This is a genomic window from Pseudomonas sp. 39004 (assembly GCF_028682155.1).
Taxonomy (GTDB): domain Bacteria; phylum Pseudomonadota; class Gammaproteobacteria; order Pseudomonadales; family Pseudomonadaceae; genus Aquipseudomonas; species Aquipseudomonas capeferrum.
Window position 1 is genome coordinate 17857 of record NZ_JANIAG010000044.1, and the last position, 16600, is coordinate 34456.

1 protein-coding gene is annotated in these 16600 nt (G+C 67.4%); it reads right to left on the reverse strand.

Annotated elements, in window-relative coordinates; translation table 11 throughout:
- Positions 1-38 precede the first annotated feature (38 nt).
- A partial coding sequence (locus NP534_RS10500) for a BapA/Bap/LapF family large adhesin (protein ID WP_274098673.1) occupies positions 39-16600 on the reverse strand: 16562 nt, incomplete at its 5' end.

Here is a 16600-nt window from a genome sequence, read left to right on the forward strand (position 1 = left end):
TTGCCGCCGGGCGATGGCCCGGCGGGGTTGCAGCGGCCTCAGACGACATGGATACCGTTCTGCACCCACAGGTGCTGGCTTGGATCCTCCTGGGCCGTGTATTGGTTATAGTCGATGCCGTCGGCGGTTTGGTTCCCGACCAGCGCCCAGTTGTCCGTCATGTGAACCGAGTCGTTTTCATCCCCCTTGATGACCAGTGTGTCGGTGCCGGTTTCGGTGATCGCGACCACGTCCGCCAGGTTCAGGGTCAGCGCCACCGAGCTGGTGTCGTTGAGGTCGATCACTTCGATGTCATGCACCCGCCCGACCAGGTTACCCAGGTCGATGCTGGCATCACCGCCGCCCCACAGCAGGGTGTCGGTACCGGTGCCGCCATCGACGCTGGCGAAGTTCTGGTCGACCACCACCAAGGTGTCGTCGCCCGCACCCCCTTGCAGGGTGATGTGGCCGCCCTGGCTGCCATCGAGGTGGTCGTTGCCGTCGGTGCCGGCGATCACTTCGCTGGAGGCTGCCGCCGCGATGCTGGCCAGTGCCACACCTTCGTCGCCGGTGTCGGCCAGCAGCGAGGTGGTGGCGGTGAAGTTGGCGGCGTTGTCCAGGTTGATGGTGAGGTTGGCGGTGTCGGTGGTGCCGTTGGGGTGGGTCAGTTCGTAGGTGAAGGTTTCATGCTGGCCGATCACCGCATTGGTCAGCCCGGCGTTGAGGGTGTAGGTGTAGCTGCCATCGGCGTGCACCAGCAAGGTGCCGTAGTTGCCCGCCACACTGACCCCGTTGTAGCCCGGGATGGTGTAGGTATTGGCCGCCGTCATCACACTCAGCACGGTCAATGGCGAGCCGACGTTGTCGTCGGCCAACAGGTTGCCGGTGACCGCGGTGGCGCCGCTGACCACGAACTCGGTCAGGTGGGTGGTGGTGGCGTTGAGGCTGGTGGTGATCGAGCTGGCCAGGCCGATGCCGCCTGCGGTGACGCGTACCTGGTAGCTGCCGGCGCCCTGGTTCTGGAACGTGTAGCCCGCACCGCCGCCGAGCAGGCTGATCAGCGAGCCGCCGCCGACCGACTGCACCAGCACGTACTGGCCGGTAGCCGGGTTGAGTTTGAGCAGGTCGATGGTGGTGCCATTGAGCAGGCTCAACAGGTTGGTGGAGTTGACCACCACTTGCAGGTTGGCTGTGGTGTCGCCGGCAACGCTGGTGGTGTAGAGAGCCTGGCGTGAACCAATCAACGGCAGGCCGAACGTGCCCAGGGTGGCACTGCTGGTGTCTACCCGGTTGGCCAGGGTGAGGTGGCTGGTACCGGCATCGTTGACCGCGTCGACCACCGTGGCCGGTGCGCCGTAGTTGCTGTCGCTCCAGATTTCCGTGGCTTGTGGGCTGTCGATGCGCACATACAGGTTGGCGGCATCGGACGCGCCGTTGGCGTGCAGCAGCTGGTAGCTGAACACATCGACCTTGCCGACGCTCGATGGGCTGCCGTTAGGCGTGTAGGTGTAACTGCCGTCGCCGCGGATCACCAGGGTGCCGTACAAGCCCTGCACCGTGGTGGCGCTGCCCGCCGAGACATAGCTGCCGTTCTTCATGACCTGAAGGACGGCGGCGCTGTCCGGGCCAAGGGCGTCGACGGCGCCGTCGGTGCCGACGTCGGTGATGACGTTGCCCGATTTTGCCGTGCCGGTGCCGGTGAACTGCGTGAGGCTGGTGGTCTCGATGTCCAGCGTGGTGGTCACGTTGGTAATCAGGCCGATGCCGCCACTGCCGACGGTCAGGCGATAGTCCCCCGCCTGCAGCACGCCGATATCAACGCGGATGCCCTGGCCCAGCGGCAGCAGGATCAGGTCGAGCAGGCCTTGGCTGGTGCCAGTGGCCAAGGTCACCCAGTTACCGGCAGCGTTCTTCACCTGCAGGGTGAAGGTCGCGTTGTCGAGCAGGGACAGCGCGCTGCTGGTGTTCAGGGTCAGCGTCGGGTCCACGGTGGTACCGGCATTGACCGTCCAGGTGTAGGTCTTGGTGAAGCCCGCCAGCAAGGTTGTGAAGCTGTCCTGATAAGTCCGCGAGCTGACCACCGGGGCCAGGTTGACCTCGGCGGTCACCAGGTTGTCGCTGGCGATCACCGGGGCATTGGCGTCGACGTCAGGCGCGGTGATGTTGACGTTGCCGGACACGTTGCCGCGCCCGTCGCTGAGGGTGACCGACAGCAACTGGCCGTTGTCCTGAGGCGGGCTCAGGGCCACGGTGAAGTTGCCGTCCGGTTGCACCACCGCCGTCTGCAGCACGGTGCCGTTGGCACTGCGCACGGTGACGGTGGCACCCACTTCGCCACTGCCGGTGATGCTGCTGCCGTCGGCGCTGATCACCAGGTTGCTGGCGGCCGCAGGTGGGGTCAGGTCAGGTGCGGTGAGCGCAGTGCCGGTCGAGGCATTACCCGCACCGTCGGTGAGGGTGACGCTCAGGGCCTGGTTGTCGATCTGCGCCGCGGTCAGGCTGACCACGAACAGGCCGTTGCTGCCCACTGTTGCAGTGCCCAGCACGGTGCCTGCGCTGTTGCGCACGGTGACGGTGCTGCCGACCTGGCCAGAGCCGCTGACGGCCGTGCCGTTGGCGTTGATGGTTGCCAGCGGCGCTGCCGGTGGCGTGGTGTCCGGCGCCGTCAGGCTGATGCTGGCGGACAGGTTGCCGGAAGGGTCGGACTGGCGTACGACCAGCAATTGCCCATCATTTTGCGCGGTGGTCAGGGTGATTGTGAAGGTACCGTCAGGTTGCACCACGGCCGAGCCGAGCGGGCCGTTCGGGCCTTGCACGGTCACGGTCGCACCGGCCTCGCCACGCCCTGTGAGCTCGGTACCCGTACCGTTGATGACCAGGTTGGTAGGCGCAGCAGGCGGCTGTACATCGATAGCCGTGAAGCTGGTGCTGCCAGACGCGTTGCCGGCCGCATCGGCCTGGCTCACGCCCAATACCTGGCCATTGAGCTGCGGCGTGCTCAGGTTGATGCTGAACACGCCACCGGCGTTCACCACCCCGGTGCCGAGCACGTTGTTGGCGGCATCGCGCACGGTCACCGTGGCATTGGCCTCACCGGTACCGGTAAGTACCAGGCCGTTGGTGGACAGGCCGGTCACCAGCGGGTTGGCCGGTGGCGTGATGTCGGCGGCCTGGACGAAGGTCGGTTGCGATTCGCCGCCCACCAGTGCCACCGCCGTCACGCTAAGGTGCTGGCCATTGAGCTGCGCCGTGTTCAGTTGCAGGGTGAAGGTGCCATTGAGCGTGGCCCCGCCCGTGCCGATCAGGTTGCCTGCGGCATCGTACACGCGGATGCCGACGCCGCTCGGCGCGTTGCCCGACAGGGTCAGGCCGTCGCTGCCCAGGGTCACGTTGGTGGGCGGCACCGGTGGTGCCAGCAGTGGCGTGATATAGGTTGCGACCGCCGAGGTGTTGAAGCCGTCAGACTGCGTCACCGCCAACGTGGCAAGGCTGCCGGCTGCCGGCACCAGGGTTACCTGGAAGTTGCCGGCAGCATCCACCTCGCCAGTGCCCAGCACGATGCCGCCGCGGCTGACGGTGACCGTCGCATTGGGTTCGCCTTTACCGGTCAGCACGTTGAAGGTGTTGTTGATGGCCATGTCCGTGACCACGGCAGGTGGCGAGGTGTCGTTGGTCTGGTAGCTGGCAGGCAGCGAGGCGTTGCCGGCATCGTCGGTGGACACCACGGTCAGCAGTTGGCCATTGTTCTGGGCCGGGTTGATGGTGACGGTGAACTGGCCGTTTTCAGGTACCTCCACCGTGCCGACCACCGCGTTGTTCGGCCCGCGAACGGTGATGGTGGTGCCTGCTTCGGCAGTACCCGTCATCGAGGTGCCGGCCGGGTTGAGCAACAAGTCGGTCGGTGGTAGCGGTGGCGTCAGGTCCGGTGCGGTCACTTGCAGTGGCGCGGACGGGTTGCCGGTGGCGTCCTGGGCGATGAGGGTCAGGGTTTGGCCGTTGATCTGCGCAGCGTTCAGGTCGAGCACGAAGGTGCCGTCCGGGTCGACTGTCACCTGGCCAAGCAGGTCGCCATTGTTGTTTACCACGGTGACGCGAGCGCCGGCTTCACCGGTACCAACCAGTTGGGTGCCGCTGTCGTTGATCACGGCGATCACTGTGGCTGGCGGGGTAACGTCAGCTGCGGTTGTCGTGCTGATCGGCGAGACGTTGCCGCGCGGATCGGTCAGGGTCACTTGCAGCACCTGCCCGTCAAGCTGCGCCGAGCTCAGGTCGACCACGAACTTGCCGTCGGCACCGACCTCGATGGTGCCGATCTGGGTGATGCCGACGTAGACGCGAACGGTAGCACCCGCTTCGCCGACGCCGCTGAGCTGGTCGCCCGCCACGTTGAGCCGCAGCTCGGTCGCAGGCGCTGGTGGCGTGAGGTCGGGCGCCAGGATGTTGACCGGCGCACTGATGTTGCCGGGTGGGTCGGCCTGCTGTACCGACAGCGGTTCGCTGTTGATCTGCGCGGGTGTCAGCTCGACGCGGAAGCTGCCGTCGGCCTGCACGGTGCCAAAGCCCAGCACGGTGCCCGCAGTGTTGCGCACGGTGACGGTTGCCCCGGCTTCGCCCAGGCCGGTCACCACGCTGCCGTCGACACTGATGTCGACCTCGGTGAGCGCGGCGGGCGGGGTGAAGTCTGGGGTCTGCAGGGTGGCCACCGCCGACACGTTGCCGGCAGCGTCGGTCTGGGTGAAGCTGAGCAGCTCGCTGTTGCCCAACGCCGGGGTCAGGGTGACGGTGAAATGCCCGCTGGCGTCGACCGTGGCCCTGCCGACTTCGTCGCCATTCGGCGCGGTGACGATGACCTCTGCCCCAACCTCGCCGCGGCCGGTGAGGGTGATGCCATCGCTGGAGATGGCAAGCTCGGTCGGTGCGGCAGGTGGCGTGGTGTCTGGCGCGGTGATGGCACTGGCATCCGACTGGTTGCCGGCGGCATCGGTCAGCACCACTTGCACCTGCTGGCCGTTGGCCTGCGGCGTACCGAGGTCTACCTGGAAGCTGCCGTCGCCACGCACGACCGCGGTGCCGAGCACGCTGCCATCGGCAGCCAGCACGCGGACAGTAGCGCCTGCTTCGCCGGTACCGTTGAGCAGGCTGCCGCCCCCGGCGAAGGCCAGGTTCTCGGCGGCATCGGGTGCCACGCGATCAGGCGCGGTGAGGCTGACGCTGTTGGACTCGTTGCCGGCAACATCGGACTGGCTGGCGCTGAGCTGTTCGCCGTTGATCTGCGCGCTGCCAAGGCCAATGCTGAAGTTGCCATTGGCATCGACCAGACCGGTGCCGAGATCGATGCCGCCCTCACCGATCACGGTGACGGTGGCACCCGGCTCGCCGCGGCCACTGAGCACCAGCCCGTCGCTGGACAGCACGACATTGGTCAGTGGCAGCGGTGCGGTGGTGTCGGGCGCTTGCAGGCTGGCCGGCAGCGAGGTGCTGCCGTCGGTGCCTACGGCGCTGACTTGCAGCACTTCGCCGTTGGCCTGGGCGCTACCGAGGTTGACCGTGAAGGTGCCGTCGTTGGCGACCGGGGCCGTACCCAGCAATACGTCATTGGGGCCATACACGTTCACTGTGCTGCCTGGGGTTGCCGTGCCGGTCACTGCCAGGCCATCGGCAGCCAGCACCAGGTTGTCGGGTGTATCCGGCGCCAGCACGCCCGGGGCGGTGACGGTTTGCGCAGGCGAAACGTTCTGCGCGGCATCGGCCTGCACCACGCTGAGGCTTTCGCCGGTGATGGCAGCCGGTGACAGGGCCACGCTGAAGTGGCCATCGGCCCCGACGGTGGCGGTGCCTAGCACGGTACCGTCCGGTGCGCGAACGGTGACTGTGGCGTTGGCTTCGCCGGTGCCGGTGAGGGTCGCGCCATTGGCCGCGACAGCAAGGTTGGTCACGACGGCAGGTGGCGTGGTATCGGCTGCGGTGTAAGGCGCGGCCGGCGACACGTTGCCTGCGGCATCGGTGGCGGTTACCTGCAAGGTCTGGCCGTTGGTCTGGGCACTGCTCAGGGTGACCTGGAAGGTGCCATTGCTGCCGGCTACCGCAGTGCCGAGCACGTTACCTGCGGCATCGCGCACGGTCACGGTGCTGCCTGCTTCCGCGTTACCGGTCAGTTGCAGGCCGGTGGCAGCCAGGGCCAGGGTGGTCGGTGCCGGTGGTGGGGTGAAGTCCGGCGCGGTGACTGCCACTGCAGTGGAGGTGTTGTTGCCCGCGTCGGTCTGGGTCACGCTCAAGTGCTGGGCGTTGAGCTGTGCGTTGTCGAGCGTCAGTGTGAAGCTGCCGTTGGCGGCCACCAGCCCGGTGCCGATGATGGTGCCATCCGGGCCGCGCACGGTCACGCTGGCGCCTGCTTCACCGAGGCCGCTCAGGGTCAGGCCGTTGTTGTTCAGCACCACATTGGTCAGCGGCGCGGGTGGGGTCAGGTCAGGGGTGCTGACGTTGACTGCCGTCGAGGTATTGCCAGCAGCATCCACTTGCGTGACGCCGATGGCCTGGCCGTTGGCCTGCGGTGTGTCGAACACCACCGTGAAGCGCCCATCGGCCCCGACCACAGCGGTGCCGAGCACGGTGCCGGCGGCATTGCGTACCTGGACCGTGGCGCCCACTTCACCGCTGCCCGACAGCTGCCGGCCGTCCTGGCTGAGGACGGGGTTGCTGATGGCGGCAGGCGGTGTGCGGTCTGGCGTCGCCATGCTGGCAGGGCCAGACACGTTACCCGCAGCATCGCTGAGTGTGACCTGCAAGGGGCTGCCGGCGGTTTGCGCGCTCGGCAGGGTGATCTGGAACTGGCCGTTCTGGTTGACGGTGCCGGTGGCCAGGATCGCGCCGCTGGCATCACGCACGGTGACGTTGGCACCGGCTTCGCCTTCGCCGCTGAGCACGGTGGCCGCGCTGTTGAGGCTGAGGTTGTTGGCTGCCAGCGGCGCCTGCAGGTCAGGTGCCTGCAGGGTGGCCGCGAGCGAGACGTTACCCGCGCCATCGGCCTGGGTGATGATCAGGTTTTGCGCATTGGCCAGCGGTGGCGCGAAGCTGATGCTGAACAAGCCATTGCTGCCGACAGTCGCGGTGCCAAGCACGTCGCCCTGGGCATTGACCACGCGAACGGTCGCACCCACTTCGCCCTGGCCGGTCAGCGTGCTGCCGGTACGGTCGATGGCAACCTGGGTCGGCGCATCCGGCGCTGTGCTGTCGTTGGCCACGAGGGTGGCCGGTACCGACGGATTGCCATCGACCGAGGTGCGAGCGGTGACCACAAGGGTCTCGCCATTGAGCTGGGCATTCTGGAAGAACACCCGGAAGGTGCCATCGCTGCCAACCGTCGCCGTGCCCAGGGTGGTGCCGCCGGCGGTCACGGTGATCAGCGACCCGACGGTGCCCTGGCCGATCAGCAGGAAGCCATCGGCGCTGAGGGCGAGGCCGCTTGGGGTGGCGGCTTCGGTGCCATCCGGGCCGTCCAGCGAGACCGGAGTGGACTCGTTGCCGGCGGGGTCGATCACTACCACGTCGACCGTTTCGCCCGCCGTCAGTGGCGGGCTGACCGGTACCACGAAGGTACCGTCCGGGCCCACGGTTTCGCTGCCGCGTTCGCTGCCGTCCGGGTTCCGGATGACCACAGTGCTGCCAGGTTCGGCGCCGCCGCCGACAATGCTGCCATCCGGGCTGACGGTGACCCCCGTGGCCGGCAGTGGGTCGGTGGTGTCGGGTGCGGTGATGGTGATCGGCGCGGAGCCGTTGTTGGCGCCGTCGGTGACTACCACGGTCACGCTTTCGCCATTGGTCTGCGGGGTCGGCAGCGTCACGCTGAAGCTGCCGTCGGGGTTCACCGGCTCGGTGGTTTCGTTGCCGTCCGCGTCCCGCACCGTCACCGAAGTGGCGCCTGGCGCGTTGCCGGTAACGGTGGTGCCATCCGGGCTGACCACCACGTCGGTGGGCAGTGCTGGCGGTGTGACGTCCGGTGCGATGATCTGGGTAGCCAGGGATTGGTTGCCAGCGGCGTCGGTCAAGGTCACGTCCAGCGCCTGGCCATCGAGCTGCGCAGGGGCCAGCGGTACGGTGAACTGGCCGCCAGCCGGTACAACCACGCTGCCCACCAAGGTGCCGTCGGGGGTGCGCACTTCGACGGTCGAGCCCGGCTCGCCGGTGCCCTGGATCGCGTTGCCGCCGGGGGTGATGGAGAGCCCGTCCGGTGCGGTGGGGGCAGTGCTGTCATCGGCGGTAAAGGTGGCCGATGGCGATGCATTGCCTTCGCTGTCGATCAGTACCACCGACAGCACTTCGCCGTTGGTCTGGGCGGGCGTGAGGGTGACGCTGAAGGTGCCGTCCTCGCCCACCGGGAGGGTGCCCAGCAGGTCGCCGGCTGCGTTGCGCACTTCCACGGTGCTACCCGGTTCGCCCTGGCCACTGAGTACCGTGCCTTCGGGGTTCAGGCCCAGGCCTTGCGCCGCTGCCGGTGCTTCGAGGTCAGGCGCGGTCACGGTGCCAGGCGTCGAGTCATTGCCGGCGCCGTCAGCCTGGGTGACGGACAGGGTCTGCCCGTTGAGTTGTGGCGGGTCGATGCTTACGCGGAAGCTGCCGTCGGCCTCGACCACGGCGGTGCCCACAATCGCGCCAGCCGTACCGGTGACGGTAACCTGCGCACCCGGCTCGCCGGTGCCGCTAAGGGTGCGGCCATCGCCCGACAAGGTGAGGCCTGTCGGGGTGTCTGGCGCTTCGCTGTCCGGTGCCGGCAGGGTGACGGCGGTGGACAGGTTGCCGGTGGGGTCACGTTGCTCAACGGTCAGTGCCTGGCCGTTGGTTTGCGGCGTGTCCAGGGTGATTTCGAAGGTGCCGCCCGCACCGACCACGACGCTGCCCAGTACGGTGCCGTCCGGCCCCCGCACGATGACCGTGGCATCGGGTTCACCGGTGCCGGTGACGGTGGTGCCTGCGTCATCGATAGCGACGCCAGTGACCACTTGCGGAGGCGTGGTATCGGGCGCCGTGAAGTTGACCGGGCCTGCGCTGTTGCCCAGGTTGTCGGTGGCTTCCACGGTCAGGCTTTCGCCATTGCGCTGCGGCTGGTTGAGGGTGACGTCGAAGCGGCCGTCGGCAGCCACTGTGGCGGTACCCAGCACGGTGCCGTCCTCGGCGCGCACGGTCACGATCGAACCGCTCTGGCCCTGCCCGGTGAGGTGGATGCCGGCGGTATCGATGGCCAGGCCCGAAGGCTGCAGCGGGCCATCCAGGTCAGGCGCGTTGACGGTTGCGCTGGAGGTGTTGCCTGCGGGGTCGCGCAGTACCACGTCCAGTTCCTGGCCGTCGGTTTGCGCGGGGGTCAGGATAACGCTGATGACGCCGTTGTCGCCGACCTGGGCATTACCCAGCACATCGCCCTGGGCGTTGATGACCTGCACGGTGGTGCCGGGCTCGCCGCGCCCGGTGAGGACGCTGCCATCGGCGCTGAGCTGCAGGTCGCTGGCCTGGTTGGGCGGGGTGATGTCGGGTGCGGTGATCTGGGTCGGCAGCGAGCTGTTGCCATCGGCATCGACGGCGACCACATCAAGCACTTCGCCGTTGGCCTGAGCCGGTGTCAGGCCGATGGTGAAGCTGCCGTCGGTGCCTGCCTGGACGCTGCCAATGACAGTGCCCTGGGCGTCGCGCACCTCAACTTGCGTGCCCGCTGGGGCAGTGCCGCTAATGGATGAACCGTCAGGCGCCAGCACCAGAGCGCTCGGGCTTTCGGGCAGCGGTGCATCGGCAACGATGACGTCGATGCCCACCGAGGTGTTGCCAGCGGCGTCGGTTTGCACCAGTACGATGGACTCGCCAGCGGCCAATGGGTTGGCGAGGTCGATCACGAAGGTACCATTCGGGGCCACCGTGCCGGTGCCGATGACAGTGCCACCGGCATCCCGCACTTCCACCTCGGCGCCGGCTTCGCCGCGACCGGACACGGCCAGGCTGCCAGCACCGGCGACGACGTCGGTGATGATCGCTGGCGCGGTGATGTCCGGTGCCACGTAGCTCAACGGCACCGAGGTGTTGCCGGCGGCGTCGACCACGGTGATGGCCAGGGTCTCGCCATTGGCCTGGGCAGGGTTCAGGGTCAGGGTGAAGGTGCCGTCGGGCTCGACGATGGCGCTGCCGATCAAGTCGCCCGAGGCGTCACGTACGTTCACCCGCGCGCCCGGTTCGGCGCTACCGGTAAGGCTGTTGCCTTCGGTAAGTAGCAGGTCGGTGGGTTGCAGCGGGGCAACCTGGTCTGGTGTGTCCACCGAGCCTGGTTGCGAAACGTTGCCGGCGGCATCGGTCAAGGTCACTTGCAGGGACGAACCGTCTACAACCGCCGACGGCAGTTGGACGGTGAAGTCGCCGTCAGGGCCTACCGTGCCACTTTGCAGCAGTTGGCCCTGGTCGTTGCGCACCTCGATCGTCGCGCCAGGTTCGCCGCGACCAGAAACGGTGCGCCCGTCATCGCTGACCACCAGATCGGTGGCCGGCTCTGGCGGCGTGGTGTCGCCGCCGTTGTCGATATCCGGCGCGGTGATGGTGCCGGCTGTCGAGCTATTGCCCGTGGTATCGGTGGCAGTGACTTGCAGTTGTTCGCCATCGACTTGGGGTGGGGTGAGGGTGACGCTGAAGGCGCCGCTTGGGCCGACCAGTGTACTGCCCAGCTCGGTGCCATCGGCTGCCAGAACCCGCACGGTGCTGCCGGCTTCGGCACGCCCGGTGACCACGCTGCCATCGGTGCTGACGGCGAGTTCGGTGGGTGTGTCGGGGGCGGTGATGTCCGGTGCGCTGACTTGTACCGGCAGGGACGATGCACCGGTGCTGTCGATGGCCACCACATCCAGCAGTTCGCCATTGGCCTGTGCGGGTGTGAGCACGACGGTAAAGGTGCCTTCGGCACCGACCACCACGCTGCCGACCAGGGTGCCGTTGGCATCATGCACTTCTACGCGGGTGCCGGTCTGGGCGCTACCGCTGATGCTGGTGCCGTCTTCAGCGACCACCAGCTCGCTTGGGCTGGTGGGTACGGTGGCCAGCGGCACATCGTATTGCAGGGCTTCAGAGGCATTGCCGGCCGCGTCGGTCTGGACCAGGCTCAGGCGTTCACCCGGTTGTGCGGCGGGGTCGAGGTCGACCAGGAAGGTGCCGTTGGCAAGCACGGTACCGCTGCCCAGCAGGTTGCCATCGACGTCACGCACTTCGACGCTGGCCCCGGCTTCGCCGCGGCCGCTGAGGGTCAGGCCGTCGGCACCGACCACGATGGTGCTGACCGCTGCCGGTGGGGCGATGTCCGGGGCATCGAACTGCAGTGGAGCAGAGGTGTTGCCGGCGGCATCCACCAGGCGGATGTCGAGGGCTTCGCCGTTGGCCTGTGCAGGCGACAGCGTAAGGCTGAAGCTGCCGTTGTCGTTGACCAGGCCCGTGCCGATCAGGTCGCCATCAGCGTCGCGGACCTGCACTGTGGCACCCGGCTCGCCGCTACCGGTCAAGGTCACGCCATTGGCCAGGGCCAGGCCGGTCGGTTGCTCGGGTGCCTGCAGGTCTGGCGAGATGACCGAGCCAGGTTCGGAGGCGTTGCCTGCGGCGTCGGTCAGTATCACTTGCAGGGTACTGCCGTCTTTGACGGCCGGGTCCAGGGTGAGCTGGAAGCTGCCATCCGGGTTGACCGTGCCGGCGGCCAGGAGATTGCCCTCGGCATCGCGCACCTGCACGCTGGCCCCGGCTTCGCCGCGGCCGTTGAGCTGGCTGCCGGCGAGGCCGATCACCAGGTTGGTTGGTGCCTCCGGTGGGGTGGTGTCACCGCCGTCGATGTCAGGGGCCGTGACGGTTCCCGCCGTGGAGCTGTTGCCAGCGTTGTCGGTGGCCGTCACTTGCAACACCTCACCGTCGACCTGAGGTGGGTCGAGGGTGATGTTGAAGATGCCGGTCGGGCCAACCAGTGCACTGCCAAGTTCAGTGCCATCGGCCGCCAGGATCCGCACGGTGCTACCGGCTTCGGCACGCCCGGTAACCACGCTGCCATCGGTGCTGACGGCAAGTTCGGTCGGTGTGGCGGGCGCGGTGATGTCGGGTGCGCCCACTTGCACTGGCAGCGACGATGCGCCGGTGCCATCGATAGCCACCAGGTCGAGCAGCTCGCCGTTGGCTTGGGCCGGGTTGAGGATGACGGTGAAGGTGCCTTCGGCGCCGACCACGACACTGCCGACCAAGGTGCCATTGGCATCATGCACTTCCACGCGCGTACCGGCTGGGGCGCTACCACTGATGCTGGTACCGTCTTCGGCCACCACCAGGTCGCTTGGGCTGGCCGGCGCGGTGGTCAGGGGTACGTCGTACAGCAAGGCTTCGGAGGCGTTGCCGCTTGGGTCGGTCTGCACCAGGCTCAGTTGCGCGCCCGGTTGGGCTGCTGGCGCAAGGTCAATCAGGAAGGTGCCGTTTTCGCCAACGGTGCCGGTGCCGATCAGGTTGCCATCGGCGTCACGCACTTCGACGCTGGCCCCCGCTTCGCCCCGACCGCTCAGGGCCAGGCCGTCGGCGCCGACGACAATGTTGCTGACTGCCGCCGGTGGGGTGATGTCCGGGGCATCGAATTGCAGTGGGGTGGAGCTGTTGCCGGCGGCATCCACCAGGCGCACATCCAGGGCCTCGCCATTGGCCTGCGCAGGGAACAGTGTGAGGCTGAAGCTGCCGTTGTCGTTGACCAGGCCGGTGCCGATCAGGTCGCCAGCAGCATTGCGAACCTGCACCGTGGCGCCCGGTTCGCCGCTACCGGTCAAGGTCACGCCGTTGGCCAGGGCCAGGCCGGTCGGTTGCTCAGGGGCCAGCAGGTCTGGCGAGACGACCGAGCCGGGTTCGGAGGCATTACCTGCGGCGTCGGTCAGTACCACTTGCAGGGTGCTGCCGTCGTTCACGGCTGGGTCCAGGGTGAGCTGGAAGCTGCCATCCGGGTTGACCGTGCCAGTGGCCAGGAGATTGCCCTCGGCATCGCGCACCTGCACGCTGGCACCGGCTTCGCCGCGACCGTTGAGCTGGCTGCCGGCGAGGCCGATCACCAGGTTGGTGGGTGCCTCGGGTGGCGTGGTGTCACCGCCGTCGATGTCCGGCGCCGTGACTGTGCCGGCTGTTGAGGTATTGCCTGCAGCATCGGTCGCGGTGACCTGCAGCACCTCCCCATCGACTTGCGGCGGATCGAGGGTGATGTTGAAGGTGCCGGTCGGGCCGACCAGGGCAGTACCCAGTTCGCTGCCGTCAGCGGCCAGAATACGCACGGTGCTGCCCGGTTCGGCGCGGCCGGTGACTGTGCTGCCGTCCGCGCTCACGGCGAGCTCGCTTGGGGCGGTTGGGGCAGTGATGTCCGGTGCTGCGATTTGCACAGGCAGGGAAGACAAGCCTGTGTCATCGATGGCCACCACATCCAGCAGTTCGCCGTTGGCCTGGGCCGGGTCGAGGATGACGGTGAAGCTGCCATCGGCACCCGCCACCACGCTGCCGACCAGGGTGCCGTTGGCATCATGCACTTCAACACGGGTGCCAGCCGGGGCATTACCACTGATGCTGGTGCCGTCTTCGGCCACTACCAAGTCGCTCGGGCTGGCCGGCGCGGTGGTCAGGGGTACGTCGTACAGCAAGGCTTCGGAGGCGTTGCCGCTTGGGTCGGTCTGCACCAGGCTGAGTTGCGCGCCAGGCTGTGCAGCCGGGTCGAGGTCGATCAGGAAGGTGCCGTTGGCCAGTACCGTGCCGGTGCCGATCACATTGCCATTGGCATCGCGCACTTCAACGCTGGCACCCGCTTCGCCACGGCCGCTCAGGGCCAGGCCGCCGGCACCGACGACGATGTTGCTGACTGCGCCAGGTGGGGTGATGTCCGGAGCATCGAACTGCAGCGGGGTGGAGGTGTTGCCGGCGGCATCCACCAGGCGGATATCCAGTGCCTCGCCGTTTGCTTGAGCGGGGGCGAGGGTGACGCTGAACAGGCCATCGGCGCCCACCAGGGCGGTGCCGATCACTGTGCCCGCTGTATCGCGTACTTGAACAGTGGCGCCTGGTTCGCCGCGACCGGTAAGGGTCACGCCTTCGGCCAGGGCCAGGTCGGTGGGTTGTGCCGGTGGCAGCAGGTCTTGCGAGGTTACCGAACCCGGCTGCGAAACGTTGCCAGCGGCATCGGTGAGGGTGACTTGCAAGGTGCTGCCATCGATGACGGCAGGGGCCAGCGCGATCACGAAGGTGCCGTCTGCACCCACGGTACCCGTCGCCAGCACATTGCCTGCGGCATCACGCACTTGCACGGTGGTGCCCGCTTCGCCACGGCCGCTGAGCTGGGTACCGGCAAGGCCGATCACCAGGTTGGCCGGTGCACTGGGTGGTGTGGTGTCGACGCCGTCGATATCCGGTGCCGTGGCGAAGGTGGCAAGCGAGGTGTTGCCAGCGGCATCGGTCGCCGTGGCCTGCAGCACTTCGCCATCGACCTGAGGCGGATTGAGGGTGATGTTGAATACGCCGGTCGGGCCGACCAGGGCGCTGCCCAATTCGGTACCGTCGGCGGCAAGAATACGCACGGTGCTGCCGGGTTCGGCGCGACCAGTGACGACAGTGCCGTTGGCGTTGACGGCCAGTTCACTCGGTGCGGCTGGAGCAGTGATGTCCGGCGCAGTGATCTGTGCAGGCAGGGACGACAAGCCCGTGTCATCGATAGCCACCACATCCAGCAACTCGCCATTGGCCTGGGCCGGGCTGAGTTCGAGGGTGAAGGTGCCGTCGGTACCGGCAATGGCGCTGCCGATCAGCGTGCCATTGGCATCGTGCACTTCGACACGGCTGCCGGCCGGCGCGGTACCGGTGAGGATGGTACCGTCGGCATCGATGGCCAGGCCGCTCGGGCTGGCTGGTGCGGTGGTAAGCGGCACATCGTATTCAAGGGCAACCGAAGCGTTGCCGCTCGGGTCGGTCTGTACCAGGCTTAGCTGTTCGCCGGGTTGTACGGCCGGGTCGAGGTTGATAGTGAAGGTGCCATTGGCGCCCACCGTGCCGGTGCCGATCACATTACCGTCGGCATCGCGCACTTCGACGCTGGCACCCGCTTCGCCACGACCGCTCAGCACCAGGCCGCCAGCACCGACGACAATACCGCTGACTGCGGCAGGCGGGGTAATGTCCGGTGCATCGAATTGCAGCGGGGTCGAGCTGTTGCCAGCGGCATCCACCAGGCGGATGTCCAGGGCTTCGCCGTTTGCTTGAGCCGGGGCTAGGGTGACGCTGAACAAGCCATCGGCGCCCACCAAGCCGCTACCAATCACGTTGCCTGCGGCGTCACGCACCTGAACTGTGGCCCCTGGCTCGCCGCGACCGGTAAGCGTTACGCCTTCGGCCAGGGCCAAGTCGGTCGGCTGTGCCGGTGGCAGCAGGTCTTGCGAGGTAACCGAGCCTGGTTGCGAAACGTTGCCAGCGGCATCGGTCAGGGTCACTTGCAAGGTACTGCCGTCGATCACGGCAGGGTCAAGCGCGATCACGAAGGTGCCGTCTGCACCCACGGTGCCGGTCGCCAGTACATTACCGGCAGCATCGCGTACCTGCACGGTGGTACCTGCTTCGCCGCGGCCGCTGAGCTGCGCGCCAGCGAGGCCGATCACCAAGTTGGTCGGCGCCTCCGGTGGCGTGGTGTCGCCGCCGTCAATGTTCGGCGCGGTGACGGAACTGGTTGTCGAGGTATTGCCTGCAACGTCGGTTGCGGTGGCTTGCAGGACTTCGCCGTCGACTTGCGGCGGATCCAGGGTAATGTTGAACACGCCGGTCGGGCCGACCAGGGCAGTGCCCAGCTCGGTGCCGTCGGCGGCAAGAATACGTACGGTGCTGCCGGGTTCGGCGCGGCCGGTGACGACAGTGCCGTCAGCGCTGACGGCCAGTTCGCTCGGTGCGGCTGGAGCAGTGATGTCCGGCGCGGTGATCTGCGCAGGCAGGGACGAAAGCCCTGTGTCATCGATGGCGACCACGTCCAGCAGTTCGCCGTTGGCCTGGGCGGGGTTGAGCTCGAGAGTGAAGGTGCCGTCGGCACCGGCAATGGCGCTGCCGATCAGCGTGCCATTGGCATCATGCACTTCCACGCGGCTGCCGGCTGGGGCGGTACCGGTGAGGGTGGTGCCGTCGGCATCGATGGCCAGGTCGCTCGGGCTGGCTGGCGCTGTGATCAGGGGCACATCGTATTCAAAGGCAACCGAAGCGTTACCGCTCGGGTCGGTCTGCACCAGGCTCAGGTGCTCGCCAGGTTGTACGGCAGGGTCGAGGTCGATCAGGAAGGTGCCGTTGGCCAATACGGTGCCGGTGCCAATCACATTGCCGTTGGCGTCGCGCACTTCGACAGTGGCACCCGGCTCGCCACGACCACTCAGGGCCACGCCTCCGGCACCGACGACGATGTTGCTGACGGCAGCAGGCGGCGTAATGTCCGGTGCATCGAATTGCAGCGGAGCGGAGGTATTGCCAGCGGCATCCACCTGGCGGATATCCAGTGCCTCGCCATTGGCTTGAGCTGGGGAGAGCGTCAGGCTGAAGCTGCCATCTGCGCCTACCAGGCCGGTGCCGATCACTGTGCCCGCTG